This window comes from Arthrobacter sp. 01T414 (assembly GCF_056398965.1).
In genome coordinates this window covers 78,475-102,685 of sequence record NZ_JBFTQK010000007.1, presented here as the reverse complement: position 1 = coordinate 102,685, position 24,211 = coordinate 78,475, and the positions used below count along the sequence as shown (strand labels likewise).

The 24,211-nt window shown below is 66.8% G+C and carries 26 protein-coding genes and 2 tRNA genes; 12 read left to right on the top strand and 16 right to left on the bottom strand.

The features are described 5' to 3' along the window. Positions 1-43: 43 nt before the first annotated feature. Positions 44-487, top strand: a complete 444-nt coding sequence (locus AC1DK9_RS15460) for a GNAT family N-acetyltransferase (RefSeq protein WP_476916472.1) — start codon at positions 44-46, stop codon at positions 485-487. A gap of 36 nt (positions 488-523) precedes the next feature. After that, positions 524-1,153 (top strand): CG0192-related protein, encoded by a 630-nt coding sequence (locus tag AC1DK9_RS15455; RefSeq protein ID WP_476916471.1) that lies wholly within the window; start codon positions 524-526, stop codon positions 1,151-1,153. Positions 1,154-1,215: 62 nt separating this feature from the next. Here the strand turns inward: AC1DK9_RS15455 and AC1DK9_RS15450 are convergent, their stop codons facing one another. Next, positions 1,216-1,875 carry a DUF8185 domain-containing protein gene (locus tag AC1DK9_RS15450; RefSeq protein ID WP_476862818.1) on the bottom strand — a complete coding sequence of 220 codons (660 nt, stop codon included), beginning with the start codon at positions 1,873-1,875 and terminating at the stop codon, positions 1,216-1,218. A gap of 63 nt (positions 1,876-1,938) precedes the next feature. On the opposite strand from AC1DK9_RS15450, the gene tesB reads away from it, so the two are divergent. Further along, positions 1,939-2,919 (top strand): acyl-CoA thioesterase II, encoded by a 981-nt coding sequence (gene tesB, locus AC1DK9_RS15445; protein WP_476916470.1) that lies wholly within the window; start codon positions 1,939-1,941, stop codon positions 2,917-2,919. Between the two features lie 46 nt (positions 2,920-2,965). Here tesB and AC1DK9_RS15440 read toward each other — a convergent pair whose 3' ends face one another. The 4 genes from AC1DK9_RS15440 to AC1DK9_RS15425 all read right to left on the bottom strand — a co-directional run bounded on the left by AC1DK9_RS15440 (position 2,966) and on the right by AC1DK9_RS15425 (position 6,597). Beyond that, positions 2,966-3,208, bottom strand: coding sequence for a hypothetical protein (locus tag AC1DK9_RS15440; RefSeq protein ID WP_476916469.1), 243 nt, complete (start codon positions 3,206-3,208; stop codon positions 2,966-2,968). A gap of 491 nt (positions 3,209-3,699) precedes the next feature. Next, positions 3,700-5,382, bottom strand: coding sequence for an energy-dependent translational throttle protein EttA (ettA, locus tag AC1DK9_RS15435; RefSeq protein WP_476862816.1), 1,683 nt, complete (start codon positions 5,380-5,382; stop codon positions 3,700-3,702). A gap of 98 nt (positions 5,383-5,480) precedes the next feature. After that, positions 5,481-5,936: a DUF6993 domain-containing protein gene (locus AC1DK9_RS15430; RefSeq protein ID WP_476916553.1), complete on the bottom strand. Its 456-nt coding sequence runs from the start codon at positions 5,934-5,936 to the stop codon at positions 5,481-5,483. 121 nt (positions 5,937-6,057) lie between these two features. Beyond that, complete coding sequence (locus AC1DK9_RS15425) at positions 6,058-6,597, bottom strand: single-stranded DNA-binding protein (protein ID WP_476916468.1); 540 nt, start codon at positions 6,595-6,597, stop codon at positions 6,058-6,060. Between the two features lie 266 nt (positions 6,598-6,863). On the opposite strand from AC1DK9_RS15425, the gene AC1DK9_RS15420 reads away from it, so the two are divergent. Next, positions 6,864-6,936: transfer RNA gene (locus AC1DK9_RS15420), tRNA-Arg, on the top strand. A 100-nt stretch (positions 6,937-7,036) separates the two neighbouring features. Here AC1DK9_RS15420 and AC1DK9_RS15415 read toward each other — a convergent pair. Further along, on the bottom strand, positions 7,037-8,053 hold the full coding sequence (locus AC1DK9_RS15415; RefSeq protein ID WP_476916467.1) for a magnesium and cobalt transport protein CorA: 1,017 nt from the start codon (positions 8,051-8,053) through the stop codon (positions 7,037-7,039). Between the two features lie 239 nt (positions 8,054-8,292). Here AC1DK9_RS15415 and AC1DK9_RS15410 point away from each other — a divergent pair, with 239 nt between their 5' ends. After that, a complete protein-coding gene (locus tag AC1DK9_RS15410; protein ID WP_476916466.1) occupies positions 8,293-8,850 on the top strand; it encodes a LapA family protein in 558 nt (185 codons plus the stop codon). A 59-nt stretch (positions 8,851-8,909) separates the two neighbouring features. On the opposite strand, the gene map is transcribed toward AC1DK9_RS15410, so the two are convergent. Together map and mptB are read right to left on the bottom strand one after the other, a co-directional pair. Further along, a complete protein-coding gene (gene map / locus AC1DK9_RS15405) occupies positions 8,910-9,677 on the bottom strand; it encodes a type I methionyl aminopeptidase (RefSeq protein ID WP_476916465.1) in 768 nt (255 codons plus the stop codon). 38 nt (positions 9,678-9,715) lie between these two features. Next, complete coding sequence (mptB, locus tag AC1DK9_RS15400; RefSeq protein WP_476916464.1) at positions 9,716-11,281, bottom strand: polyprenol phosphomannose-dependent alpha 1,6 mannosyltransferase MptB; 1,566 nt, start codon at positions 11,279-11,281, stop codon at positions 9,716-9,718. Positions 11,282-11,438: 157 nt separating this feature from the next. Here mptB and orn point away from each other — a divergent pair, with 157 nt between their 5' ends. The 4 genes from orn (at position 11,439) to def (ending at position 14,194) form a co-directional block, all read left to right on the top strand. Continuing rightward, positions 11,439-12,086, top strand: a complete 648-nt coding sequence (gene orn / locus AC1DK9_RS15395; RefSeq protein ID WP_476916463.1) for an oligoribonuclease — start codon at positions 11,439-11,441, stop codon at positions 12,084-12,086. Between the two features lie 133 nt (positions 12,087-12,219). Continuing rightward, positions 12,220-12,292 (top strand) — tRNA-His (locus tag AC1DK9_RS15390). Positions 12,293-12,423: 131 nt separating this feature from the next. Beyond that, entirely contained in the window at positions 12,424-13,578 is a 1,155-nt protein-coding gene (locus tag AC1DK9_RS15385) for an acyl-CoA dehydrogenase family protein (RefSeq protein WP_476916462.1), read from the top strand. Between the two features lie 43 nt (positions 13,579-13,621). After that, complete coding sequence (gene def, locus AC1DK9_RS15380; RefSeq protein WP_476862808.1) at positions 13,622-14,194, top strand: peptide deformylase; 573 nt, start codon at positions 13,622-13,624, stop codon at positions 14,192-14,194. Between the two features lie 175 nt (positions 14,195-14,369). On the opposite strand, the gene ppk2 is transcribed toward def, so the two are convergent. Further along, on the bottom strand, positions 14,370-15,281 hold the full coding sequence (gene ppk2 / locus AC1DK9_RS15375; protein WP_476862807.1) for a polyphosphate kinase 2: 912 nt from the start codon (positions 15,279-15,281) through the stop codon (positions 14,370-14,372). A gap of 134 nt (positions 15,282-15,415) precedes the next feature. Here ppk2 and AC1DK9_RS15370 point away from each other — a divergent pair, with 134 nt between their 5' ends. Then, positions 15,416-16,378, top strand: a complete 963-nt coding sequence (locus AC1DK9_RS15370; RefSeq protein ID WP_476916461.1) for a 1-phosphofructokinase family hexose kinase — start codon at positions 15,416-15,418, stop codon at positions 16,376-16,378. A gap of 99 nt (positions 16,379-16,477) precedes the next feature. Continuing rightward, positions 16,478-17,044: a hypothetical protein gene (locus AC1DK9_RS15365; RefSeq protein ID WP_476916460.1), complete on the top strand. Its 567-nt coding sequence runs from the start codon at positions 16,478-16,480 to the stop codon at positions 17,042-17,044. Positions 17,045-17,063: 19 nt separating this feature from the next. Here the strand turns inward: AC1DK9_RS15365 and AC1DK9_RS15360 are convergent, their stop codons facing one another. From AC1DK9_RS15360 to AC1DK9_RS15345, 4 genes are all read right to left on the bottom strand, one after another. Then, complete coding sequence (locus tag AC1DK9_RS15360; RefSeq protein WP_441417537.1) at positions 17,064-17,351, bottom strand: hypothetical protein; 288 nt, start codon at positions 17,349-17,351, stop codon at positions 17,064-17,066. Positions 17,352-17,468: 117 nt separating this feature from the next. Beyond that, positions 17,469-18,266: an HNH endonuclease family protein gene (locus AC1DK9_RS15355; protein WP_476862804.1), complete on the bottom strand. Its 798-nt coding sequence runs from the start codon at positions 18,264-18,266 to the stop codon at positions 17,469-17,471. Positions 18,267-18,413: 147 nt separating this feature from the next. Continuing rightward, a complete protein-coding gene (locus AC1DK9_RS15350) occupies positions 18,414-18,623 on the bottom strand; it encodes a hypothetical protein (protein ID WP_476862803.1) in 210 nt (69 codons plus the stop codon). Between the two features lie 65 nt (positions 18,624-18,688). Continuing rightward, positions 18,689-20,182, bottom strand: coding sequence for a glyceraldehyde-3-phosphate dehydrogenase (locus AC1DK9_RS15345; protein WP_476862802.1), 1,494 nt, complete (start codon positions 20,180-20,182; stop codon positions 18,689-18,691). A gap of 278 nt (positions 20,183-20,460) precedes the next feature. Between AC1DK9_RS15345 and AC1DK9_RS15340 the strand changes: the two genes are divergently transcribed. Further along, on the top strand, positions 20,461-20,613 hold the full coding sequence (locus tag AC1DK9_RS15340; RefSeq protein WP_476916459.1) for a hypothetical protein: 153 nt from the start codon (positions 20,461-20,463) through the stop codon (positions 20,611-20,613). Between the two features lie 85 nt (positions 20,614-20,698). Here AC1DK9_RS15340 and AC1DK9_RS15335 read toward each other — a convergent pair whose 3' ends face one another. The 3 genes from AC1DK9_RS15335 to AC1DK9_RS15325 are packed head-to-tail and all read right to left on the bottom strand — an operon-like array spanning position 20,699 to position 24,167. Further along, the gene (locus AC1DK9_RS15335) at positions 20,699-22,933 is read right to left on the bottom strand and encodes an FtsX-like permease family protein (RefSeq protein ID WP_476916458.1); all 2,235 of its coding nucleotides are present in this window, start codon (positions 22,931-22,933) and stop codon (positions 20,699-20,701) included. Next, on the bottom strand, positions 22,930-23,643 hold the full coding sequence (locus AC1DK9_RS15330; protein WP_476916457.1) for an ABC transporter ATP-binding protein: 714 nt from the start codon (positions 23,641-23,643) through the stop codon (positions 22,930-22,932). Before AC1DK9_RS15330 ends, AC1DK9_RS15335 begins: the two co-directional genes overlap by 4 nt. Next, entirely contained in the window at positions 23,640-24,167 is a 528-nt protein-coding gene (locus tag AC1DK9_RS15325; protein ID WP_476862799.1) for a PadR family transcriptional regulator, read from the bottom strand. The genes AC1DK9_RS15330 and AC1DK9_RS15325 overlap by 4 nt, the downstream gene beginning before the upstream one ends. Positions 24,168-24,211: the final 44 nt, after the last annotated feature.

The window sequence follows — 24,211 nt, the reverse complement described above, 5'->3', positions numbered from 1 at the left end:
TGCGGCCGTCTTTGCTGCCGCCGTGACGGGTAGGGTACTTTCCATGCCGATAATCCGCGACGACCGTCCCGCCGACCGCACCGCGCTGGCCGCGCTCAGGGCCAGGTGGGCCGCAGAGCAGGAGCCCGAACCGCGGGGCGGCCTGGCCTTCGACGAGATCTACGGCGACTGGATGGATGCCAACCCGCGCAAGTTCTTCGTGGCGGAGGAAGACGGCCAACTGATCGGGATGCTCAACCTCCTGGTCTTCGAACGGATGCCGAAGCCGGGGAAGCCGCCCTCCTTCTGGGTCTACCTCGGTAACGTTTACGTGCTGCCGGACTTCCGGAATGCCGGCGTCGGGGCGCAGCTGGTGCAGGCCGCAATTGAGTTCTCGCGAGGCCTCCCCGCGGCACGAATGGTCCTGTCGCCGTCTCCCGCGTCGCACAATTTCTACGCCCGGCTGGGATTCCAGCCCGCAGCGGAGCTCAGCGTTCTCCGGTTCTGACCGGGGACGCAGCCCCGTCCGGCTAGGCTGACGGGCATGGCGATCATTCATCAGGCTCAGCTGCAGCCCACGAAACTTGAACTCCTCCAAAGCTGGCTGCCGCGGCAGCCCTGGTTCACGAGAGGCGCCGCGGGGCTCGGCAAGGTGGGCGCCTTCCGGTTCGACGACCCGGACGGCGAAGTCGGCATGGAGACGATCCTCGTCGCGGCTGACGATACGGTCTTCCAGGTGCCGCTGAGCTACCGGGGCTCACCCCTGCACGGCGCCGAGGCGTCGTTAATCGGGACCATGCAGCACTCGGTCCTCGGCGAGCGGTGGGTTTACGACGCCGTCGGCGATCCCTGCTACCTGGACGCCCTGGCCGCCGCCATCCTGACGGGCCAGCCACAGGCGCAGCACTTCCTGGCGGTGGAGGGCAGGCTCGAGGCGATGCCGGAGACGGTCCTTGTTGGCAGCACCGGGCCGCATCGTTCCGCGGCGCCGGCCCTCGGCCCAGCCACAGTCTCCAACACGGACGCGGGAACGCTGGTCCGGACCGGAGCGCTGGAGCTGCTCGTCATCCGCCGGCTTCAACTGGCGGAACAGGCCGCTGGCCCCGAGGCCCTCACCGGAACCTGGGACGGCCAGCAGACCCCGGTCAAACTCGGGGCCGTCACGGCAGGCTGAGCGCGTCGAGCTCCGGGCGGCGCTGGCCTGGGGATCTGGGGACCTAGGGACCTGGGCTCGTCCTAGAGTCCCGATCCGGCACGGACCAGGACGTGCCCGCGGGGGCTGCTGAGCCGGAACCACCGGCCCGAGCGGAAGAGGCTTTGTTCGGCGTCGGCCAGGAATCCCAAGGTCAGCGCGGCGAAGGCCGCACCGGCTGGCAGGCCGCTCGCGTCGGGCAACTCCCGGCCCCAGACGGTGGCCCGGGCGTTGTTCACGATCAGGGCGCCCGGCTTGTCCGGGATGATGGCCGCGATTTCGCTAATGCCGGCCTCTGCCGCCAGTCGAAGGGTTGCATCCTGCAGCGTTCCAAGCGGCTCCCACCCGGCGCGGGGAGCGCCGACGCCGGCCCACGATTCGGTGACGGTCATCGGCGGCACCGGCAGTTCGACGTCGTCGGCGCCAGCACGGGCCAGACGGTCCAGCACCGCGGAGAGCGGGACGGTCACGTCGAGTTCGGCGGGCGCAGCCAGGGCGACGGTCCGGAGCCCCAGGATGGTCGGGGTGGCCTCCCCCAGCAGCCGGGGCCGCAGCACGCAGACATAAGCCGCCAGAACCGGCCCCGAGGCGTTCAGCCGGATGGCGCCGTCGTCGACAGCCCGGGCCCGGGTGGCGAAGGTGCGCAGGTCGGCGAGGTCGCGGGGATCGGTGAACTGCAGGGGCTGGGTTAGGACGTCAGACACAATCTCGACTCTACCGGCTGCGCCTCTTTTGAGCCGTGCCGGGGTGCCGTCTAGAGTCAAACCATGACTGAAGCCGAAGCCGGATTGCAGGCGATGCCCACCGAGGATCCCACCTCCTCGCTCATCCAACTCCTGAACCTCGGCGAGCTGGAGGGCGCAAGGACCGACGAGGACATCTTCATGGGCCCCTCCCAGAAGCAGCCGCGCCAGCGCGTCTTCGGCGGCCAAGTGCTGGCACAGTCCCTGGTAGCCGGCAGCCGTACCGTTCCCGAAGGCCGCGGAGTCCACTCCATGCACGGCTACTTCCTCCGGCCCGGCGACGCCAACAAGCCAATCACCTTCGGGGTCCAGCGGCTGCGCGACGGCCGGTCCTTTTCCGCTCGCCGGGTCCATGCCTACCAGGAGGGCATGCCTATCCTGTCGATGATCGCGTCTTTCCAGGACGAGGATGAAGGCATCGAGCACCAGACCGAAATGCCCGCCGGGATACCGGACCCGGAGTCGCTGCCGAGCACGGCCGACCTGCTCGGCAAATACGACCATCCCGTGGCGCGGCACTGGGCCTACGAGCGGCCCTTTGACATCCGCCACGTGGATCCGGCGCTGTACGTGTCCGCGAAGGGCCCCAAGGAGCCCCGGAACGCTGTCTGGATGCGTACCTTCGGCCCGATGCCCGACGACCCGGAGATGCACCGCGCCGCGCTGGCCTACGCCAGCGACTACACCCTGCTCGAATCCGTGCTGCGCCGGCACGGAATGAGTTGGATTACCCCGGGAATGTCCGTGGCCAGCCTGGACCACGCCATGTGGTGGCACCGGCCCGTCCGCGTCGATGAATGGCTGCTCTACGTCCAGGAATCGCCCAGCGCACAGGGTGCCCGCGGCCTGGCCACCGGCAAGATCTTCAGCCGCGACGGCCGGCACGTGGCGACCGTGGCCCAGGAGGGCATGATCCGGGTGCCGACCGACCTGAAAAACAAGGTCAAGGGTGCTGTGCAGACCAAGGTGCTGGAGCACCAGATGCGCAAGGCCGACCGCGGCTGAGGCAGGACCGCGCATACCTGAATAAATCTCAATCCCGGCGACTTGGCTAACGTGCCTCAAGGCTCCAACCAATAAGCCCTGCGACAACAACGACGCCACCAAGAAGCATGAAGCTCTTTGCTCCCAGACGTATCCTGCGGAGTTGCATGCTTTTATAAGCCTCCAGAATGTCTGCATCTTGCTGAATGAAGATATTCCAGTTAGTCATAAGTTTGGCTAGCGGGCTGGAGACGGCCAGGCAAAATAGACCCATCATCACAACGGCTAAACCAAACAACAAAGCCGCCATGATCATCCTCCTGGTTCGTCGCTGACTGGTGCCCGAATTCTAGGGTCAACGAAACCCGAAGGCCAATGCTCGGGCTCTCCCCTAGCACCTAGCTAGATTGCCTATCCACGGCTCATCACTACCTGCCCCCTAGAATCCCTAGGAACGGAAGGGAAGAAAGAATGGCCAAGCGTCAGATGCCCGGTATTTGGGTGTTGTATCTGCTTCCACCCTTCGCATTCGTTGCCTTCCTCTTCTGGCTCACGAGGGATGTCTGGCATTGGTTTTGACCGCTCCGTCGAATGGCTTTTGTCTTCCGGAAGTATGGCCGATGCAAAGGAAGGCTTCGTCCCGTTTGGGACGAAGCCTTCCTCATAAACCTTGCCAGTCGACTAAACCTTGCCAGTCGACGCTGCGGTACGGGCTCACCTAATTTCGAGTCCAACTTCCGGGGACCATTTCATGGGGAGCCGGCCCTTTGCATTGGCCCTGGCGGAACCGTGCTGCCGAACTTAGTCGCGGGTCAGGCGGCGGTGCGTCACGCGGTGCGGCTTGGCCGCGTCCGGGCCGAGGCGCTCGATCTTGTTCTCCTCGTAGGATTCGAAGTTGCCCTCGAACCAGTACCACTTGGAGGGGTTCTCCTCGTCGCCTTCGTAGGCGAGGATGTGGGTGGCCACCCGGTCCAGGAACCAGCGGTCGTGCGAGACGACGACGGCGCAGCCCGGGAATTCGAGCAGGGCGTTCTCGAGGCTGCTGAGCGTCTCAACGTCGAGGTCGTTGGTCGGTTCGTCGAGGAGCAGCAGGTTGCCGCCCTGCTTGAGGGTCAGCGCCAGGTTCAGGCGGTTGCGCTCACCACCGGAGAGCACGCCGGCCTTCTTCTGCTGGTCCGGACCCTTGAACCCGAATGCGGCAACATAGGCGCGGGACGGCATCTCGACCTGGCCGACCTGAATGAAGTCGAGTCCGTCGGACACGACCTCCCACAGGGTCTTGTTCGGGTCGATGCCGCCGCGGCTCTGGTCAGCGTAGGAGATCTTGACGGAGTCGCCGATCTTCAGTTCGCCGCCGTCGAGGGGTTCCAGGCCGACGATCGTCTTGAAGAGCGTGGTCTTGCCGACGCCGTTCGGGCCGATGACGCCCACGATGCCGTTGCGCGGCAGGGTGAAGGAGAGCCCGTCGATCAGGGTGCGGTCCTCGAAGCCCTTCTGGAGGTTCTTGGCCTCCAGGACCAGGCCACCGAGGCGCGGGCCCGGCGGGATCTGGATCTCTTCGAAGTCGAGCTTGCGGGTACGGTCCGCCTCGGCGGCCATTTCCTCGTAGCGGGCCAGACGGGCCTTGGACTTGGTCTGGCGGCCTTTCGCGTTGGAGCGGACCCATTCGAGTTCTTCGGCGAGGCGCTTGGCCTGCTTCGCGTCCTTCTTGCCTTGGATCTCCAGGCGGGCGCGCTTCTTCTCGAGGTACGTGGAGTAGTTGCCCTCGTACGGGTACAGGTGGCCGCGGTCGACTTCGGCGATCCATTCGGCCACGTGGTCCAGGAAGTACCGGTCGTGGGTCACGGCCAGGACTGCGCCCGGGTAGGAGGAGAGGTGCTGCTCGAGCCACAGCACGCTCTCGGCGTCGAGGTGGTTGGTGGGCTCGTCGAGGAGCAGCAGGTCCGGCTTCTGCAGCAGGAGCTTGCAGAGGGCGACGCGGCGGCGCTCACCACCGGAGAGCAGCGTGACGTCGGCATCGGCCGGCGGGCAGCGGAGGGCGTCCATGGCCTGCTCGAGCTGGGAATCGAGATCCCAGGCGTCGGCGGCGTCGATGGCTTCCTGCAACTGGCCCATTTCCTCGAGGAGGGCGTCGTAGTCGGCGTCCGGATTGGCCATTTCCTCGGAGATCTCGTTGAAGCGCTGGATCTTGCCGTAGATCTCGCCAACGCCTTCCTGGACGTTGCCCAGGACGGTCTTGTCCTCGTTCAGCGGCGGCTCCTGCAGCAGGATGCCGACGGTGTAGCCGGGGCTCAGCCGGGCTTCGCCGTTGGAGGGGGTGTCCAGGCCGGCCATGATCTTGAGAATGGTGGACTTACCGGCACCATTCGGGCCAACAACACCAATCTTGGCCCCCGGGAAGAAGGACATGCTCACGTCGTCGAGGATAAGTTTTTCGCCAACAGCCTTACGGGCCTTGGTCATTGTGTAGATAAATTCCGCCATGCCTATAAATCTAGTGGCTCGGCACGGATAACTCACATTCCGGCGCCCTGCCAGCCGGCGATGTGGCTCCGCGTGCCCGGACGACCTCCGGACGGGTTCTAGGCAGCCGAACCCGCGAAACAGCGGCCATCGGCCAAGACGGGCAAGACGGTCACTGCCACCGCGCCGTTGCGCAACTGGGCGACGACGCAGTCCCTGTACTGCCGGACCGCGGCCTCAACGGCATCAGCCTGCAGGCCGGTGGGGGTTTGGCTCGCAGTGACTTCGATGGATGCCCGAGGAAACCCAGCTTCGACGAGGGCCGCCCGGATTTGTTCCGTTCCGGGCTTGGACCCTCCGCTCGATAGCTTCGTCAGGGCCGCCTCTACCCGGTCCCTGGCAGCGGAAGTCGCAGGGCCCAAGGTTGCTGCCGTGGAGGGGATCCGGGCGGGTACGGGCGGCGCCGGGACAAGCGGAGCCTGCGTGGACGAAGCCTGCGTGGACGGGAGGCGGGCCGACGCTCCCCCGTTGCCGCCATCGACCGCCGAGCAACCTGCCGATGCTGCCAGCAACACGGCAAGCGCTCCGAGCACGGGCAGCACCGGATGGCGTTGGGTGTTCGTCCTGGCTCGCTTCACCCGGCAATTCTGCCATGTGGTCTCAGCCACCCGACCTCGCGGCCTCAATCCACCGAACTCAGGCGGCGGCCCCTTTCAGTTCGCCGGTCTCAGCATCAAAATCCGGCTCGTCATCGTCTGTTCCCGCAGCGTCGGCGTCGTCCGCGCCGGCATCCATGTCGCGGTCAGCGTCGTCCGGGGCGTCCTGCCCGGCGTCGGCTCCGTGCGGCACGGCGCCGTCGTGACCGGGGACCGGGCCATTAGTGGCAGTGCGCGTGAAATTGGCAGAGCCCCACATCAGGTCGTGGCCCACGGACTCGGCGTCGATTTCCGCCACGTGATAGACGCGGCCATCCTTTTCCCAGCTGCGCATTTTGAGCCGGCCGACGATGATGACCCGCTGGCCCTTCTTGATGCTGCAGCCCATGTTTCCGGCCAGCTGGCGGTAGCCCTGCACCGTGAACCAGTTGGTGTTTCCGTCCACCCAGGCGTTCGCGGAGCGGTCAAAGCGCCGCTCCGTCGAGCCCAACCGGAAGGAAGCGGTGGCGACGCCGCCCGGCGTCGTCGAACTCCTGATCTCCGAAGCAACGAAGCCGCGGACCGTGATGCTGTCGTTCATTGGTCTGTCCTGTCTGGGAATTGTCCCTGTTTCGAGGAGGATCTGTCCTGAAGAAGCGCTGTCTTGAATAAGCTGTCTCGATTGGTCCCGCTCCAGCGGGCAGTTCCAGCTTCACGCCCGGGTGTCCTGGCTGTCAGTGCGGGACTTCGCTATGTGGAAAACCCGGCCGGCCAGCAGGCACGGGCGCTCCTTGACTGGCGGGGCGCGCGGGGCACTGTAAACTTCTTGAGGCGTCCCCGGCATCAGCCGGGCGGCACGCCGAACGTGCCCCAGTAGCTCAGGGGATAGAGCAGCGGCCTTCTAATCCGCCGGTCGGGGGTTCGATTCCCTCCTGGGGCGCAACGTGCGGCCCTGGTCGCGGATCATCCGCCGCCCAGGGCCGCACCTTTCCCGCCTCGCACCGCCGAGGCCCACAACCGCCGCTGGAAACCGGGCCCCCTCAAATCCATTTGTTGTGCCTGAAGGTCAGGTAGAGCGCCACACCCATCACCAGCATCAGCCCCAGCGCCATGGGGTAGCCGAAAACCCAGTCAAGCTCCGGGATGAGGCGGAAGTTCATGCCGTAGATCGACGCGATCAGCGTGGGCGCGAAGAGAATGGCCGCCCAGGACGAGATCCGCTTGGTCTGTTCGTTCTGGGCAATGCTCGATTCCGTGAGGAGCCGCATTTCGTCGTTCTGCCGCTGGGCCACGAGTGCGGCGTTGACCGCGAGCGCGTTCTGGAGCAGGGCGCGGAAGGCTGCGATCCGTTCACTCAGGCGCAGCACGTGGTCCAGCACATCGCGGAAGTGGTCCTGCAGTTCCGGCCCGGGCACGCGGTTCGGGAGCCCGGCCCGGAGCGCCTGGAGTATGCCGGTCAGCGGCACCGTCGCACGCTGGAACATGATCACCTGCCGCGAGAGTTCGTAGATCCGGCGGGAAACTCCCGGATCGGCGGCGAAAAGCTCGTCTTCGATCTCGTCGACGTCGTTCTCCAGGCCGGCGGCCACAGGTTCGTACTCATCAACCACCTGGTCGAGGATGGCGTACAGCACGGCGTCCGGCCCCAGCGCCAAGAAGTCCGGCTGGGATTCCATCCTCCGGCGCACCCGGGCCAGGTCCGGTGATTCCGCCCGGCGGACGGTGACCACGAAATCGGGGCCAGTGAATATGTGGATCTCGCCGAACTGGACCTTTTCCACTTCGTCCAGGTAGCGGGCCGGCCGCAGCACCAGGAAGGTGGTCTCGCCGTAGTGTTCGAGCTTGGCGCGCTGGTGGCCGGCAAGCGCGTCCTCCACCGCAAGATGGTTCAGGTCAAACTCTTCGGCCACCGAGCGGAGCTCCTCGGCGTCCGGACGGTACAGCCCGATCCAGGCCATGCCCTGGCGCTGCCGCAGCAGGAAGTACGTCTCATCCAGGTCATCCGGGTCCGCAGTCCGGTACCCGTCCACGTAGACGGCGTTGTCGACGATCGTCACGGCTATGCCTCCTCGCCTGAACCGCCCGCTCCGGGCGTCCCCCCTTTGGCTGTGACGCTATACCGTCGGCCCTCCGGTGCCAACAGCCCGTGGCCTCCCGCGTGCGCCAAGCGGACCGGGCAGGAACGCACCCCCAGGCTGCATACCCCCCGACCATCAGCACGCTTAGTATTGAGGTGAGACGCGGGGCGCCAGGGAATGCCTGGGCAATCCGCCCGCAACCGAAAGGTACGGCCGCCATGACCCAGACTCCCGACAGATTCGATCCCAGCGACCGCATGGCTCCCCACGATGCCCACGACGCCCCGCCCGCGCAGTACCCCAGGCCGGCGGAGGCCCTGTCCGGAGACGTCGGGGGCTACCCGGCTGGCGCCGCGGGAAACAGCGCCGCCGTTGATACCGGAGCCCCGGTTGAAAGAGCCCCTGTTGAGACAACCTCGGTTGGCCAGACAGCCGAACCGCGCCAAGAAGCTCCCCACGCCGGGACCCCGGCACCGACGGCGGCCATAGACGAACCCCGCCGGGTCACCCGCGCAGGCATGGTGTGGACCGCCGTGGCCAGCGCGCTGGTGGTGCTGATCCTGCTGATCGTCTTTATCCTGCAGAACCAGGTCTATGTCCAGGTGAAGTTCTTCGGCCTCGCAGGATCCGTCCCGCTCGGCGTCGCTCTCTTCATCGCAGCGGTGGGCGGCGGCGTGCTGGTCGCCATCGCCGGGGCAGCCCGCATCGTCCAGTTGCGGCTCGCCACGCACCGCCAACGCGCCCGGCTCGCCGGCCAGGGCACACGAAACCGCTGAAATCCCGCTGACACCCCGGCGGCCTGCGCCGATCGTTCGGTCTTCGCCACCTACCGGCCCTAGGGCAGGGTCAGGATGACCGGCCCGTCTGCGGTGATCGCCACGGTGTGTTCGCTGTGGGCTGCCCGGCGCCCGTTGGCCGAACGGAGGGTCCACTCGTCGTCGTCGTGGTAGTAGTCGTCGTCGCCGCCGAGGATCAGCATGGGTTCGATCGCGATGACCAGTCCTTCGGTCAGTTTGAGGCCCCGGCCCGGCCGCCCGTGATTGGGCACGGGCGGTTCGGCGTGCATGGTCCGGCCAATGCCGTGGCCGCCGTGGTCGGCGAGCAGCCCGTAACCGGCCCGGCGTGCGGCGCCGCCGATCGCGTAGGCCACATCTCCCATTTTGTTGCCGATCCGCGCCGCCTCAATGCCGCGGGCTAGCGCCCCATCGGTAGCGTCGATCAGTGCCTGGTCCACCGGATCCGCCGTGCCCACGATGAAGCTGACGGCCGCGTCCCCGCACCAGCCGGCAAGGAAAGCGCCGCAGTCAACGCTCAGCAGGTCGCCGTCCGCGAGCCGGTAGTCGTTGGGGATGCCGTGCACCACGGCGTCGTTGACGGACGTGCAGATCACGCCCGGGAAGGGGACGGAGGCCCAGCGGGGGTGGTAGTTCAGGAACGCCGGCGTGGCGCCTGCCTCGGCCATCACCTGCGCGGCCACGGCGTCGAGGTCCTTGAGGGACACCCCGACGGCGGCAGCCTCACGGACCTGCGCCAGCGCGTTCGCCACCACCCGCCCGGCCTCGCGCATGAGGGCAATCTCTTCGGGGCTCTTGATCATGGACATGGCATTCCTTCCGACGCTGGGGCAGGTGGCTGCGACGCTCAGATGACGGGCCGGGTGGTCACCGGCTCCGACGGCTTGCTGAACAGCTGCTTGGTTTTCGGATCAAGGAAGATCAGGTACAGGGCGAACAGCAGGGCAATGATCGCGGCGGCGTTGCGCGCCAGGGCGAGCGCGAGGCCCAGGTCGTCGGTCTGCAGGTAGGGGAAGACTTCCAGCTGGTCCGAGATGGCGTAGACCATGAAGAAGGACACCATGAAGTACAGAGCCTTGACCTGCCAGTCGTCCCGGATGCCGGTGACCGCAAAGAGCGGGATGAGCCAGACGACGTACCAGGACTGGATCATCGGGGCCAGGAAGACGACGGCGGCGAACGCCAGGGTGAGGCGCCGCATCAGGCGGTCGAAATCGCCGCGGAAGATCTGCCAGCCGACAATGCCTAGCGCAAGCAGCTTCCCGGCGTCGTACACCCACTTGGCCATCCCCCAGCCGTCCAGGCTGAAGGCGTTGAAGATCGAGGCGACAATGAGCCCGAGCAAGCCAACCGGCGCATACCAGATCCAGATGCTGCCGGGGGCGGAGAGCCCGTTGATCCAGCCGAAGCCAAAGCCGTTGACCAAGCTCATCGCATAAAGCAGCCCCAGGCTGATGCCGGCGGTCAGGGCCCAGAAGATGAACTTGCGCGGCCAGCCGGCATTCTTGCCTGCCCACAGCAGGCCGATGAACGGCAGGAACACGATCGTGATGGGTTTGACCGAGATGGAGAGCGTGACCAGGACCAGGCCAAGCGGCACGCGTTTGGTGGCGCAGTAGTAGAGGCCGGCGAGGGCCAGGCCGATCATCAGGGCATCGTTGTGCACGCTGGCGATGAAGTTGGTCAGGAACAGTGGGTTGGCGGCGGTGAGCCAGAGGGCGCGGTGCGGATTGACGCCGTGGAGCTCAGCCAGCTTGGGTACGTAGATCACGCAGAGCACAATGCCGACCAGAGCCGCGAGCCGGAACAGCATGACGCTGGCCTCCGGGTGGACGTTCGTGGACCAGACAACAAACTGTTCGATCCAAAGGAACAGCTGCCCGTACGGTACCGGCGCCTCGGTCCACATCTTGTCCGCGCCCAACTGGAAGTAGTTCGACAGCGCCGAGATGCCGTTCTCGTAGGGGTTGAACCCCTCCACCATGAGTCGACCCTGGCCGATGTAGGCGTAAACGTCGCGGCTGAACAAGGGGACGGAGAACATCATCGGCAGACCCCAGGCCGCCACGGCCGTCAACGTTGCCTTGCGAGCGCCGGGGCCCCAGGTGCGCACGCGCTGGCCGAGCCGGAGCCAGGCGCGGACCAGCAGCATGCCGCCCACGGCCAACAGGACGATGCTCAGCCCGACACCGACGGCCTCGGTCCGCATCCAGATGAACAAAGGCAGGCGCCGCAGTTCGGAGACCGGGGCGAGCCAGCCAACGCCAAGCGAACCGACCGCCATGAACATGGAGCCCAGGAAGCCCGACAGGATCGGCGAGCGGGCGTTGTCTACATCAGCAGCAACTGCCTTCGGGGAGGTGCGGGACGTACCGGCAGCCGTTTCCCCCGCCGCAGGTACAGGCGCCGTCATCTCAGGATCGTCCAATCTCTTGTGGGGCTTGGTTGGCCCGCAGCTGGCCGGTAATCCGGCCATGGGGCAAGCCGCGATGACGAAAATCTTCGACGGCCGCGTACCCGAAATCCTAGCACCGGACCGCTCAGCGGCGGCGGAACGGTAGGCTGGGCGGGTGCCTATAACTAACGAACGCATCGTGTGGATCGACTGCGAAATGACCGGCCTGGACTCCAAGAACGACGCCCTCATCGAAGTGGCGGCCCTGGTGACGGACTCGGAACTGAACATCCTCGGCGACGGCGTCGACGTCGTGATCAAGCCCGACGACGCCGCGCTGGCCCAAATGAACGACTTCGTGCGCGACATGCACACCCGGTCCGGCCTGCTTGCGGAACTCCCCGATGGCAAGACCATGGCGGAAGCGCAGGCCTTGGTGCTCGAGTACATCAAGAAGTGGGTCCCGGACCCGAAGAAGGCCCCGCTGGGCGGCAACTCGGTCGGCACCGACCGCGTGTTCCTGGTCCGCGACATGCCGGAGCTCGTGGAACACCTGCACTACCGCGTGATCGATGTCAGCACCATCAAGGAGCTCTCCCGGCGCTGGTACGCCCGGGCATACTTCCAGTCCCCCGCCAAGCTCGGCGGCCACCGCGCACTGGGTGACATCAAGGATTCCATCGACGAGCTGCGCTACTACCGGGAGGCTGTCTTCGTGCCGGCCCCCGGGCCGGACAGCGCCACCGCCCAGCGGATCGCCAAGTCGATCATGGCACCCCAGGAAGCACCTGCCGCCGCACCGCAGGAAGCCCCTGCGGAGTAATCTCCACCACGTTTGGGGAAAATTTCGGCGAATTCGGGAAAAGTGGCAAAACCACCCCCAAAGAGCAGGTAAGCTATTTGTCGTTGCCTTTCCAGCCAGCCGGTTCACCGGACGGCACGGCGGGGCACACATGGTGGGCGTAGCTCAGTTGGCAGAGCGCCTGGTTGTGGTCCAGGAGGTCGCGGGTTCAACCCCCGTCGCTCACCCTCACCAAGGACGGCAGAATTGTCCGACCTTGCCAAAGGCCGCACCGGTTATCCGGTGCGGCCTTTGTTGTCTGTCCAGAAAATGCCTGCCCAGAACTTGCCCAGCGTCGTCCGTGCACGGAAGGAACCTCATGAAGCGCCAGCTCTTTGAAGAAGACCACGAGATGTTCCGTGAAATGGCAGCGGAGTTCAACAACCGGGCCGTCGCCCCGCACTACGCCCAGTGGGACCAGGACCACATCATGCCCCGCGCACTGTGGACGGCGGCCGGCGAACAGGGCCTGCTGGGGCTCGCCGTCCCCGAGGAGTTCGGCGGCATGGGCATGGCCGACTACCGCTTCCGTGCCGTCCTGGACGAAGAATTCGCCAAGAGCAACCACCTTGCCGTGGGCCTGGCCTTCCACCTGCACGACGACATGGTCCTCCCCCACCTGCTGGCCTACGGCTCGGACGATCTCAAATCGCGCTGGCTCCCCGGCATGGTCTCCGGGGAAACGGTCACCTCGGTTGCCTGGACAGAACCCGGCGCGGGGTCGGATCTGCGCGGCATCCGCACCAAGGCCGTGCGGGACGGCGACGACTGGCTGATCACTGGCCAGAAGACCTTCATCGGCAACGGCATCTCCGGGGACGCCTCCTTGGTCCTTGCCCGCACCGATGGCGGCACCGGCCGCGGCGGCCGCAACTCCTTCTCGCTGTTCATGGTGCGCAAGACCGAGGGGTACAACACTGGCAAGCAGCTGGACAAGATGGGGCTGAAGGCTTCCGATACGGCGGAGCTGTTCTTCGACAACGTCCGGGTRCCGCACGCGGACCTCGTCGGCGAGGAGGGCAAGGGCCTGCAGTACGCCGCCGAGCAGCTCCCCCAGGGCCGGCTCGCGATCGCCGTGGCGAGCTCCGCCGTCGTCCGCGCCGTTTATGAAGCGACGGTCAACTACACGAAGGACCGCAACGCCTTCGGCGAACGGATCATCGACTTCCAAAACAGCCGCTTCGAGCTCGCCGACATCCTCACCGAGGTCGAGGTCACCGAAACCTACGTCGACCGGGCCATCCAGGCCTTCAACGCAGGGGAACTCGACGCCGCTTCGGCAGCACGGGCCAAGCTCTGGGCCTCCGAACGGGCCAAGTCCGTCACCGACAGGTGCCTGCAGCTGCACGGCGGCTACGGCTACATCCTGGAGTACCCGGTGGCGCAGGCCTACCTCGCGGCTCGCCTGCTCACGATCTTCGGCGGCACGAACGAAATCATGCGCGACGTCGTCGGCCGCACCATCGCCGACTGACGGTCCGGCCCACAACCCACAGCACCAAAGGAACTCTTTCGACATGACAGTCCTTCCCATCACCATCTGGGGCGAACCCGTTCTGCACCGCCGGGCCGCCGAGGTCGAGGTCTTCGACGACGAACTGCGCACGCTGATCGCGGACATGTTCGAGACCAACGACGCCGCAAACGGCGTCGGCCTTGCCGCGCCCCAGGTCGGCGTGGGCAAGCGCTTGTTCGTGTACAAGTACGAGAACGACGACGGCGCCCCGCCGTCCGGCGTCGTCGTCAACCCGGTGCTGACCCTCTCCAAAGTCTCCGGCGCGCTGCCCGACCCCGACGAGGAAGAGGAAGGCTGCCTGTCCTTCCCGGGCGGTCATTACCCGCTCAAACGGGCCGAATGGGCCCGGGTGCAGGGCTTCGACGGCGACGGCAACCAGATCGAGTTCGAGGCGACGGGCTGGTTCTCCCGGGTCATGCAGCACGAATACGACCACCTTGACGGCAAGCTGTACGTCAACCGGCTGATCGACCGGTACTCCCGCAAGGCGATGAAGCAGGCCAAGAAGAGCGGCTGGGGCGTGCCCGGGCTGACGTGGATGCCGGGCGTGGACCCGGATCCCTTCGGGCACTAGCGCCCCGGCGGGCCCACGCTCGGCGTCGACGCGGCCAGCGTCGCGACGAACTTTCCCCACCTTTGACCCGACGCACAGGAAATCCCCCGGCGGTTTGGCGCGACGCGCCGGCCGTCGGTCGCAGAAGTGAGAAATTTCCGCCGCCGCCGGATAAGGACCCATCAGGGCCGCCGGCCTACTCGCCGTTCGACTTCTGCAGCTGGGCGGCGTGGTCGGGGACGTAGCGGAAGAGGTCCCGCGGCGGCCGGGTGTAGTTGACGGCGCGCGGCCTCTGCGGGAGTGTTACCGGCTCCGTCCTGACTTCGGTGTAGTCGATGCTGGAGAGCAAATGGGCAATCATGTTGATCCGGGCCCGGCGTTTGTCCTCCGCCTCCACCACAAACCACGGGGATTCGGCGGTATCCGTCTGCATGAACATGTCGTCCTTGGCCCGCGAGTAGTCCTCCCACCGCAGGATCGCCTCGCGGTCCATCGGCGAGAGCTTCCATTGCCGCAGCGGGTCTTCCAGCCTGGACCTGAAACGCCGTTCCTGCTCAGCGTGGCTGATCGAGAACCAGTATTTGAAAAGCAGGATGCCGTCCTGGATCAGCAGCCGTTCAAAAACCGGGCACTGGGACATGAAGCGTTTGTGTTCCGCGGGCGTGCAGAATCCCATCACCCGTTCGACGCCGGCGCGGTTGTACCAGGAGCGGTCCATCAGCACGATTTCCCCGGCCGCCGGCAGGTGCTGCACGTAGCGCTGGAAGTACCATTCACCGCGCTCCCGTTCGGTCGGCGCCGGCAGCGCCACAATCCGGGCAACACGGGGATTCAGGTATTCGGTGACGCGCTTGATGGCGCTGCCCTTGCCGGCGGCGTCGCGACCTTCGAAGATCACCAGCACCCGCGCTCCCGTGCTTTGGACCCATTCCTGTAGCGCAACCAGCTCCGCTTGAAGCCGCGTCAGTTCCGCCGTGTAGATGCCAAGCGGCAGCCGGCGAGGCTGCCCCGGCTTCTCCCCCGGGTTGTCCTTATGGCGCGCGGGCTCCCTGCCGGCGCTGCCCTTGCCCGCATTTCCCTTACCCGCGTTTCCCTTGCGATGTGCCATGCTTCCCGCCCGGTCGTGGCGGCTGAATCCCAGCCTCCTGTCCTGCCGCGCCCATTCTCGCGGAGCGCCCCACGGCCCACAAGGGGATCCCGGCCCRGGGACAGGGCGAACGCCGTGCTCTTATGCTTGGCCCCATGGAAGCCACCAAGCCGGCGCAGCCCATCCTCACGGTCACCGTGAACCCAGCCCTGGACATCAGCACCACCACCGGGGTGGTCACCAGCGGGCATAAGCTCCGTTGCGGGCCCAGCCGCCTGGATCCGGGCGGCGGCGGCGTGAACGTGGCCCGGGTGGTCCAACGGCTCGGCGGACGACCCCTGGCCATCTACACGGCGGGCGGCCCCACGGGTGAGGCTTACCGCAGACTGATCGAAGCGGAGCGGCTCCCCACCCTGGTGGTTCCAATCCAGGGCAGCACCCGGCAGGACTTCACGGTCGACGAGACCTCCACCGGCAAGCAGTTCCGCTTTGTCCTGCAGGGGCCCGAGCTGAGTGAACCCGAGTGGCGGCTGTGCCTGGCGCTCGTGGCGGATTCCATCCAGCCGGGCGGGTACGTGGTGGCCAGCGGAAGCCTGCCCCCCGGTGTACCGGACAACTTCTACGCCGAGGTGGCCCGGCTCGCGCGCGAGCAGAATGCGCGCTGCGTGGTCGACGCATCCGGGCCGGCCCTGGCCGCCGCCTTGTCGGAGGGGGTCTTCCTGGTCAAACCGAGCCGGCGGGAGCTCGGCCTGCATTTCGGCATCACCCTGGAGACCGAGCAAAGCGAGCTCGACGCGGCCATGGCGCTGGTGGCCGACGGATCCGCCGAGCATGTCGCGCTGACCCTGGGCGGCCAGGGAGCGGTCCTGGCGTCCCAGGGCGGCACGCTCCGTCTGGCCGTGCCGCAGGTCCGGGTGCAGAGCACGGTCGGCGCCGGCGACAGTTTCCTGGCAGCCTTCGTGCTCCGGCTGGCGCAGGGGCGCACGCTGGCCGAAGCGTTCCGTTCGGCGGTCGCTGCCGGCAGCGCGACGGTCACCACGCGCGCCACCGAGCTGTGCCACCGGCCCGACGTCGAACGGCTCGAGGCAGAACTCGCGGAACAAGCCTCCCGGGCCTAGCCGGGAAACCTGCCTTCCGCTGGCATGATGGGCCGCATGGGGGAAACCGGAACACGCTCAAGACCGAGGCCGCGCACCTTCAAGGAACCATCCGGCCGGGTGGTATCGCTCCTCGTCTGGGGAGGCAGCGCTGCGGCCGTCGGCTGGCTGCTGCTCGCCGGCAGGGGCGGGGCTGCCGCGGCGGCTGCGCCGTGGCTCGCGGCCGCGTCGCTGCTGGTCTACCTGACGCAGTGGCAGCCGCGGCTGGTCGTGGGGTCCGACGGGTTTGACGTGGTCAACGGCCTGCGGCGGCACCGGATCCCGTTTGCCGCGGTGGACGACGTCGAAGTCCGCTACACCGTCACGGTGAGGGCAGCCGGCAGGAAGTACGTCAGCTGGGGTGCCCCGACGCCGCCCAGCGCCTTTGGCGCGGGATTCGAACAGGCGCGGGACTGGAAACAACGCCCCTTCGGGATGCTGCCATCCAACGAGCGCATGAGCCAGGCTACGACGCCGGGGGCCCGGGATGCGATTGTCCGGGCCTGGCAGGATGCCCGGCAGCCGGGCGCAGCCGGCGGCCCCGGCCAGAGTTCGGCCGAGCGCACGGTCGTGTCGGAGTGGAACGTCCCGATGCTGGTCGTGGGTCTGCTCGTGGCCGGCTGGTGCGTGGTCTCCGTGCTCACCTGACTGCTGGACGGCCTGTTTCCTAGGGCATCACCTTGTAGAGCTCGATGACGGTCTCTTCAGGCGGGGACGTGAAGCCGCCCTCGATGCCGGCCTGCATTTTGGGCATCAGGATGCCGTCACGGAATTTCTCCCAGCTCTCCTGGGAGTCGTGGACCGCCATGATGGTCCACCCACCGGCCGATGCGCCGCCGGCATGAAAGACCTGCCCCTCCGGCAGGCGGCCTTCGCCGGGATGAACCGCGGCAATGGACGCCTCGTATTGTTCTTTGGTTCCCCCCGGGAAAAAGTGCACAACTCCGTAGGCCATTTCTGCTCCTCGAGTGGTGGGCCGTAGCTGACGATTCCAGTCCTAGACCTGGCAGTGTCGGGTGTCAATGAGCCAGGAATCGCTCCGCTCCCGACGGCGCAGACAACAGCGCAGACATCAGCGCGGCACGATGCTCTGCTGCTCCGGGCAGGCACCGAGAACCCGTTCCATCGCGTTCTTCTCGGCCGCTGTCACCCACAGCGCGTAGGCGGCCTTCACCGAGATTTGCCGAGCGACGTAGTGGCAGCGGAACGCCTTGTTGGGCGGGAGCCAGCTCGCAGCGTCGGACGCACTCTTGTCCTGGTTGGCCTGGCCGTCCACGGCGATCAGGTTCAGCGGATCGTTGGCGAGGTGCTGGCGCAAGAGCGGGCTCAGCTGCTGGGCGCCCGTCTGCCAGGCGTCGCCCAGGGCCACGACGTGGTCGATCTGCACGGCTTTGCTGGAATCCGCGCCGCGCCGGAAGTCAACCGTGCGCCCGGTGTAGGGCTCCTGGAAGGTCCCGGACCCGATCCGGCAGCGGGAGCCCTTGGTGAACCTGGCGCCGGCCAGGTCGCGGCGGAGAATGTCGTTGCGCGTGTCGCAGCCGTTGCGGTCGACGTCGAGCCATGCCTGGCCGAAGGCGCTGCGGTCATAGTTGCCACTGGCCGCGCGGCCCTTCACCGGGAGCGACGCCAGGACGTCCGCGGCTCGTCCGGGCGGCACCGGCCGCACCGCCGGGACCATCTTCATCCAGCCTGCCGCCAGCACCGGAGCTTCGGTGGGGCCCGTAATCCGCGGCTCCCCCAGAGCAAACTGGCCGGCGGTGAAGAACCAGGCGACGCCCGTTAGCAGTGCCAGCACCGCAGCGGCCAGCAGGGCCCAGGCCTGGCGGGACCGGCGCCGGGCGCGCCGGTAATCGCGCCAAGAGGTGGTCACGGCGGTATCGGCGAGGGCGAGGTCTGGTGCACCCCTTCAGCCTAGGCAGGGGCGCCGACGGCGGCCCGCTTGTCCACAGTGTGCAGGACAGGTCGCTGCCCCCGGGGCAGGCGTCCGCAGGGGCGCCGGAGGCTCAGCGCCCGGCGGTCACTGTTCCTTGGTGACCCGCCGGAGGTCCTCCTCGGCGAGGTTCAGCAGCTCTTCCAACTGGCTGACCCGCGCATCGTCGATCTCGCCGGCCTCGCGTTTGGCACGGGCGTCGTCGAGGAGGCGCTTGGCTTCCTTGGCGTTGCGCCGGGCTACGTCGAGGGCGTGTTCCAGAGTGGTTTCGTGCTCCACAGCCGAGTTCTGTTCCATGGCTCCATTGTGGTTCCCTTTCCCGGCCGATTCCAGCGGACCGGCCGGGAAGGTCCAAAGAGGGGCTAGCCGACCTCGACCGGCAGGCCGGCAGCTTCGAGGGTCGCGGCCGCGTCTTTGGCCGGGAATGACGGCGGGTTGACGCCAGCCATTTCCTCCATCACGCGGACCACCTGGCAGCTGTAGCCGAACTCGTTGTCGTACCAGACGTAGAGCACCAGGTTCTTGTCGTTGGAGATGGTGGCCAGGCCATCGACGATGCCGGCGCGGCGGGAGCCGACGAAGTCTGTTGAGACAACCTCGGGCGAATCGATGTAATCGACCTGCTTGCGCAGTTCGGAGTGCAGCGACATTTCCCGCAGGTAATCGTTGACCTCGTCCTTGGTGGTGCCGTTTTCCAGGCTGAGGTTCAGGATGGCCAGGGAGACGTCCGGGGTGGGGACGCGGATGGAGCTGCCGGTGAGCTTGCCGAGGAGTTCCGGCAGCGCCTTGGCGACGGCCTTGGCGGCGCCGGTCTCGGTGATGACCATGTTCAGCGCGGCGGAGCGGCCGCGGCGGTCGCCCTTGTGGAAGTTGTCGATCAGGTTCTGGTCGTTGGTGAAGGAGTGGACCGTCTCGACGTGGCCGTGCACCACGCCGTAGCGGTCGTTGATCGCCTTCAGCACCGGGGTGATGGCGTTCGTGGTGCAGGACGCCGCCGAGACGATCTTGTCCGAATCCGTGATCGTGGCGTGGTTGATGCCGTGCACGATGTTCTTCAGCTCGCCCTTGCCGGGCGCGGTGAGCAGGACGCGGGAAACGCCCTTGCTCTGCAGGTGCTGGGACAGGCCCTCGGCGTCGCGCCAGCGGCCGGTGTTGTCGACGACCAGAGCGTCGTGGATGCCGTAAGCGGTGTAGTCGACCGTGGCAGGGTTGTCCGAGTAGATGACCTGGATCTGGACGCCGTTGGCGGTGATGGTGTCGTTTTCGAGGTCCACCTTGATGGTGCCTTCGAAGGAGCCGTGCACCGAGTCGCGGCGCAGCAGGCTGGCGCGCTTGGTGAGGTCGTTGTCGGAGCCGCGGCGCACCACGATCGCGCGCAGCCGCAGGCCGTGCCCGCCGCCGGCCTTCTCGATCAGGAGGCGGGCCAGGAGCCGGCCGATGCGGCCGAAGCCGTAGAGGACGACGTCGGTGCTGGTGCGGTCGTCGCCGCCGCGCTTGCCGACAACTTCGGCCAGTTCGTTGCGCAGGAACTCGTCCAGGCTGACGCCTTCGCCTTCGGCGCGGTACTTTTCGGTCAGGCGGGCAATGTCGATCGCTGCCGCGCCGAGGTCGAGCTTGGTGAGGGCGTCAAGCAGGGGCGCCGTCTCTTCGAGGCGCAGTTCTTCCTTGCTCATCCGGCGGGCAAAGCGGTGCGCCTTCAGGATGTTCATGGTGGACTTGTTGATCAGGCTCCGGCCGTGGATGGACGTCACCACGTTGTTTTCGCGGTACAGCCGGCCGATTACCGGAATCATGGCCTCGGCGAGCGCCTCCCGGCCCATCCACGTATCAAGACAAGAATCTGACGTCTGGCTCACAGAACTACCTTCCTAAAATCCACCACATACGTCGTCGTATGCGGCTGTCGGCTGCCGGCGGGTCTCCGGAACCTGAACGCGGCGGGGATTCGGTCCACCCCGCGCGCCTGCATGGAGCGCAAAGAAAAAGCCACCGGCTGCGAACGCAGACCCGGTGGCAGAACATCTACGTTCGCTATCCATTCTAAAGCGGCGGCCCCACCCCTGAGGCCGGGGGCAGCGTGAAATCACTCACACGCCTGCGGGGCACGGCCGACCCGGTGACGTAGGATGTCCGGATGGGACTCATAGTTGCACTACTTGTCATCTGGCTCATTCTTTCGATCCTGGGCTTCGTCGTTAAGGGCCTGCTCTGGCTGGCCGTCATCGGCCTGGTCCTGTTTGTCGCGACGGYGGCGTGGGGCTGGGTGAAGCGGAAGGCCAAGGCCTGATCCGACACCTACGTCCTGGACGAAGGGGGCTGGCACCGAACGGTGCCGGCCCCCTTCTTGTTATCCTGTGGCGGGCCAGGCCGCGTCATTCGAATCGGGTGGCCGTTAGTCCGGTTTGGCCGCGGATTAGACCGGCCATCGCGGCGACGGCTGCGAGGGCCAGCAGCAGGCTGAGGCCCAGGGCGGCGAAGTACGACGGCGCGGGCCAAGACATGCGGTACGTGCCGTCGACGAAGGTCACCATGAGCCACGCCACGAGGAATCCGAGGCCGACGGAGAGCAGCAGGACGGTCAGGAGGGGGACGGCTGCTTCGCGGGTGATGATCCGGCGCAGGACGGACTCCGGCATCCCCATCAGCCGCATCAGGCCGAGAACTCTCTTCCGGTCCAGGATCGCGGAGGCGGTGGCGACGGCAAGGGACAGGCCGGCGATTGCGATCGCGACGAACATGCCGAGGTAGGCGAGCACGGCCAGGCCCTGGATCAGGCGGGTGCTTGATTGTAGTCCTGCGTCCAAGGAGGAATTGGCGGGATGTGCTGTAACACCTGAAGTATTCAAGAGTGTCCGGGCGCGATCCATGGCCTCGGGCGTCCCGTCAGTGCCGAGCACCATCACCACCGGCACCATTCCGTCCACGTTGGCGGCAGCGGGAGCGGGGGTCAGTGCCAGCGGTTGCGTTGTCCAGGAGTATAGGAACGACATATCAACCGTGACTATCTCTGTTGCTGGGATGTCATCGAATCCCAGGCCGGGGGCGTCCGCGGCGCGAAGATAGATTTCGGGGCTGGCATCCCTTTCTGAGAGGACTGCCGGGCCATAGCCAACGGTTGCGCTCCTGATTCCGGGCAGTTCCCTGGCGTGGCGGGCGGCCGCCTCGACCTGGGCCGGAGTGTGCCCGGCCCCAACGTTGGCGTGGAGGCTGGTGGGTTGCAGCAGACCGGGCCTGGTCGGAGGCGCCTCAGCGGACTTGATGATGCTGGATGCTCCGGCGAAGACGGAGACGACGAACACGGCGATCACGAGCCCGGAGACGGAACGGAAGGTCGCCACCGGGGTTTTGTGGATCCGGCTGGCGGCAATGACTGCCGCCGCGCTCCGCGCCTGCCGCAGCCCGATCCGGCTCACGAGACGGGTCAGCCAGGGGCCGATGACAACGATGCCGACGAGGATCAGCAGAAAGCCGACGATAAGGAGTGGTGATTCCAGCCACGGCAGCCGCACCTCCAGGACCCGGATCATGAGTACGGCCGTGGTCATGGCGGCCAGTCCAGCCAGCAAGGGCACGGTCCGCCAGTTGGAGGGTGTCTTTTCCGGCACTGCCCTCGTCACGCCGAGCGGGCCAATGCCGGCACGGGCCGTGCGTTGCGCGGCGACGAGTGCCGATGCTGCGACGACCACTCCAACGACGACGGCGTCCGCGGCCCAGCCCGTGGCCAGATCGGCCGCGAACATCCTGCTGCCGTTGACTGGGATCTGTGCAGCAGCAGGTCTCAGCAGGACGGCCAGCCCGACGCCGAGAACTGCCCCGACCAGGCTGGGGACGGCTGTTTCGACCGCGGCGATTCGGGAGATGACCCGAGGGGACGCACCAATAAGCCGGAGGGTCGCGAAACGTTCCCTGCGCTGGGCCGCCCCGAGTCCGGTAACAATGCTGATCAGCAGCAGTACGGGAAAGAACACCGCAATGGCCCCGATGGACAGCACCGTGTTATAGGCGGCTGCGCTGCCACCGTAAGGGTTGGTCGTGAAGTCTGACACGAGAAAAGTTGGCCCGTTCTGGCGGAGTTCGGCCTCCGTTGCTCCCGCGACGACGATCAGGGAATCCGGTCCGGGCAGCGCAGCATTGTCAATCGTCCCGGCAAACGACCCGAAACGGTCGCCAAGCTCATTCCGAGGCGTTGACTCGATCAGACGCTGCAGCGCCGGCGAGACATAGTACTGACCCGGCACCGGCGGGGCGCCGATCCCGGGGATCTTGACGGTAGTCGAATCCAGGGCGGCGAAATCGCGGCGGTTAATCAGTTGGTCTCGGAATACCTCCGCCGGGTTGGCCCGCATGAGCGCCGTGTCCGGGGTCAGCGGCACCGGCGTCCCGGGGCCGGAAGCGGTCGGGTCCTCCGCGGGAGGGGCGGAGACGGACGGGAGTCCGGTTTCGCGCAGCCAGGCACCGCGGTCATCACGTGCGCTCAGGCCGTTGGCGCCGCCCCACAGCAGCAACAACAGGCACACTCCGACGGCGACCCCTGCAGCGATGCCGGCGAGCCTGCCGTACGCGGACCGGCTGCCGACGACGGCCAGCTTGAACAGCCCGGGATTCACGCGGATACCCGGTAGCCGGCGCCGATGGCACCGTCGCGGACGATGACTTCCCGGTCCGCATACGCGGCGGTGCGGGCGTCGTGGGTGATCATCACCACCGTGGTCCCAGCTTCGCGGACCAGTTCTAGCATCAAGGTCAGTACGTTCTCTGCTGCGAGGGAATCCAGCGCACCGGTGGGTTCGTCTGCGAACAACACGGCAGGGGTGGTCACGAGTGCCCGGGCTACGGCGACTCGCTGGGCCTGCCCGCCGGACAGTTCACCGGGGAGCTTGGCACCCTTCCCGTCCAGGCCAAGGCGATCCAGGAGCTCCGCGGACCGGCGCCGCGCCTCCGGCCGCCGGACACCGGCCAGCAAGAGGGGGATGCTGACGTTATCCACCGCCGTCAGCTCAGGCAGCAGCTGGCCGAACTGAAAGACGAACCCGAAATCCGTCAGCCGCAGCCGGGCCCGTTCCGGTTCGCCGAGGGTATTGACCTCTATCGGTGACAGGCCGCCCGGACGGTAGCTCACAGAACCGCCGTCCGGGACAAGGACGCCGGCCAGGCAGTGCAGCAGCGTGGACTTGCCGGAGCCGGACGGGCCCATGACGGCGAGCACTTCCCCCGCGTGGACGTCGAGGTCGATGCCGCGCAAGGCTTCGGCCTGCCCGAAGGAGTGGCGCAGTCCCTGGGCGCTGAGGATTGGTGCAGCGTTGGCGTGGGTGCTCATGCGCTCTGGAGCTCCTTCTTGAGTTGGGTCAGGCGGGCGCTGGTGAGGTCGATCCAGCGCAGATCGGCCTCGATGTGGAACAGTCCGTGGTCGCACATCAGCACCCGCAGCAGGTCCGCGTCCTTCTTCAGCCGGGTCAGTTCCCGCATCCGGGCCATGTGTTCACGGCGCTGCACATCGAGCAGCTGGTCGGCGTCGTCGTCGAGCAGCAGCGCGATCACGGTCTTGGCAAAGAGCTCGCTTTGCAGGGATCCCGAGGGAACGTCAGGAGTGAACAGCCATTCGCGGACCCGGTCACGACCGGCCACCGTGATCTCGTATTTCTTGCGGTCCGGACCGCCGCCGGTCTCTTCCCCCAGGGCACGGATCAGCTCGTCGCGAACCATCCGGGCGAGCGTGGAATAGACCTGCCCGAAGGCAAGCGCCTTCTCGGCACCAAAGTAGCGGTCATACGAATGCTTGAGGTCATAGCCGTAGCTCGGTTCGCGGCTCAGCAGGCCCAGCAGGGTGAGGGAATTGTTCACAGCACCATCTATACACTGAGTGCATAGTGCTGGCCAGCCCTGCG

Excerpts from the sequence above, each read along its gene's own strand:
- AC1DK9_RS15455 (WP_476916471.1), top strand. The coding sequence starts at position 524 with ATGGCGATCATTCATCAGGCTCAGCTGCAGCCCACGAAACTTGAACTC.
- ettA (WP_476862816.1), bottom strand. The coding sequence starts at position 5,382 with ATGGCGGAATTTATCTACACAATGACCAAGGCCCGTAAGGCTGTTGGC.
- AC1DK9_RS15410 (WP_476916466.1), top strand. The coding sequence starts at position 8,293 with ATGACCCAGACTCCCGACAGATTCGATCCCAGCGACCGCATGGCTCCC.
- AC1DK9_RS15350 (WP_476862803.1), bottom strand. The coding sequence starts at position 18,623 with ATGGAACAGAACTCGGCTGTGGAGCACGAAACCACTCTGGAACACGCC.
- AC1DK9_RS15440 (WP_476916469.1), bottom strand. The coding sequence starts at position 3,208 with ATGGCGGCTTTGTTGTTTGGTTTAGCCGTTGTGATGATGGGTCTATTT.
- AC1DK9_RS15370 (WP_476916461.1), top strand. The coding sequence starts at position 15,416 with ATGGAAGCCACCAAGCCGGCGCAGCCCATCCTCACGGTCACCGTGAAC.
- mptB (WP_476916464.1), bottom strand. The coding sequence starts at position 11,281 with ATGACGGCGCCTGTACCTGCGGCGGGGGAAACGGCTGCCGGTACGTCC.
- map (WP_476916465.1), bottom strand. The coding sequence starts at position 9,677 with ATGTCCATGATCAAGAGCCCCGAAGAGATTGCCCTCATGCGCGAGGCC.
- ppk2 (WP_476862807.1), bottom strand. The coding sequence starts at position 15,281 with ATGGCACATCGCAAGGGAAACGCGGGTAAGGGAAATGCGGGCAAGGGC.
- AC1DK9_RS15330 (WP_476916457.1), bottom strand. The coding sequence starts at position 23,643 with ATGAGCACCCACGCCAACGCTGCACCAATCCTCAGCGCCCAGGGACTG.
- AC1DK9_RS15460 (WP_476916472.1), top strand. The coding sequence starts at position 44 with ATGCCGATAATCCGCGACGACCGTCCCGCCGACCGCACCGCGCTGGCC.
- tesB (WP_476916470.1), top strand. The coding sequence starts at position 1,939 with ATGACTGAAGCCGAAGCCGGATTGCAGGCGATGCCCACCGAGGATCCC.
- def (WP_476862808.1), top strand. The coding sequence starts at position 13,622 with ATGACAGTCCTTCCCATCACCATCTGGGGCGAACCCGTTCTGCACCGC.
- AC1DK9_RS15425 (WP_476916468.1), bottom strand. The coding sequence starts at position 6,597 with ATGAACGACAGCATCACGGTCCGCGGCTTCGTTGCTTCGGAGATCAGG.
- AC1DK9_RS15360 (WP_441417537.1), bottom strand. The coding sequence starts at position 17,351 with ATGGCCTACGGAGTTGTGCACTTTTTCCCGGGGGGAACCAAAGAACAA.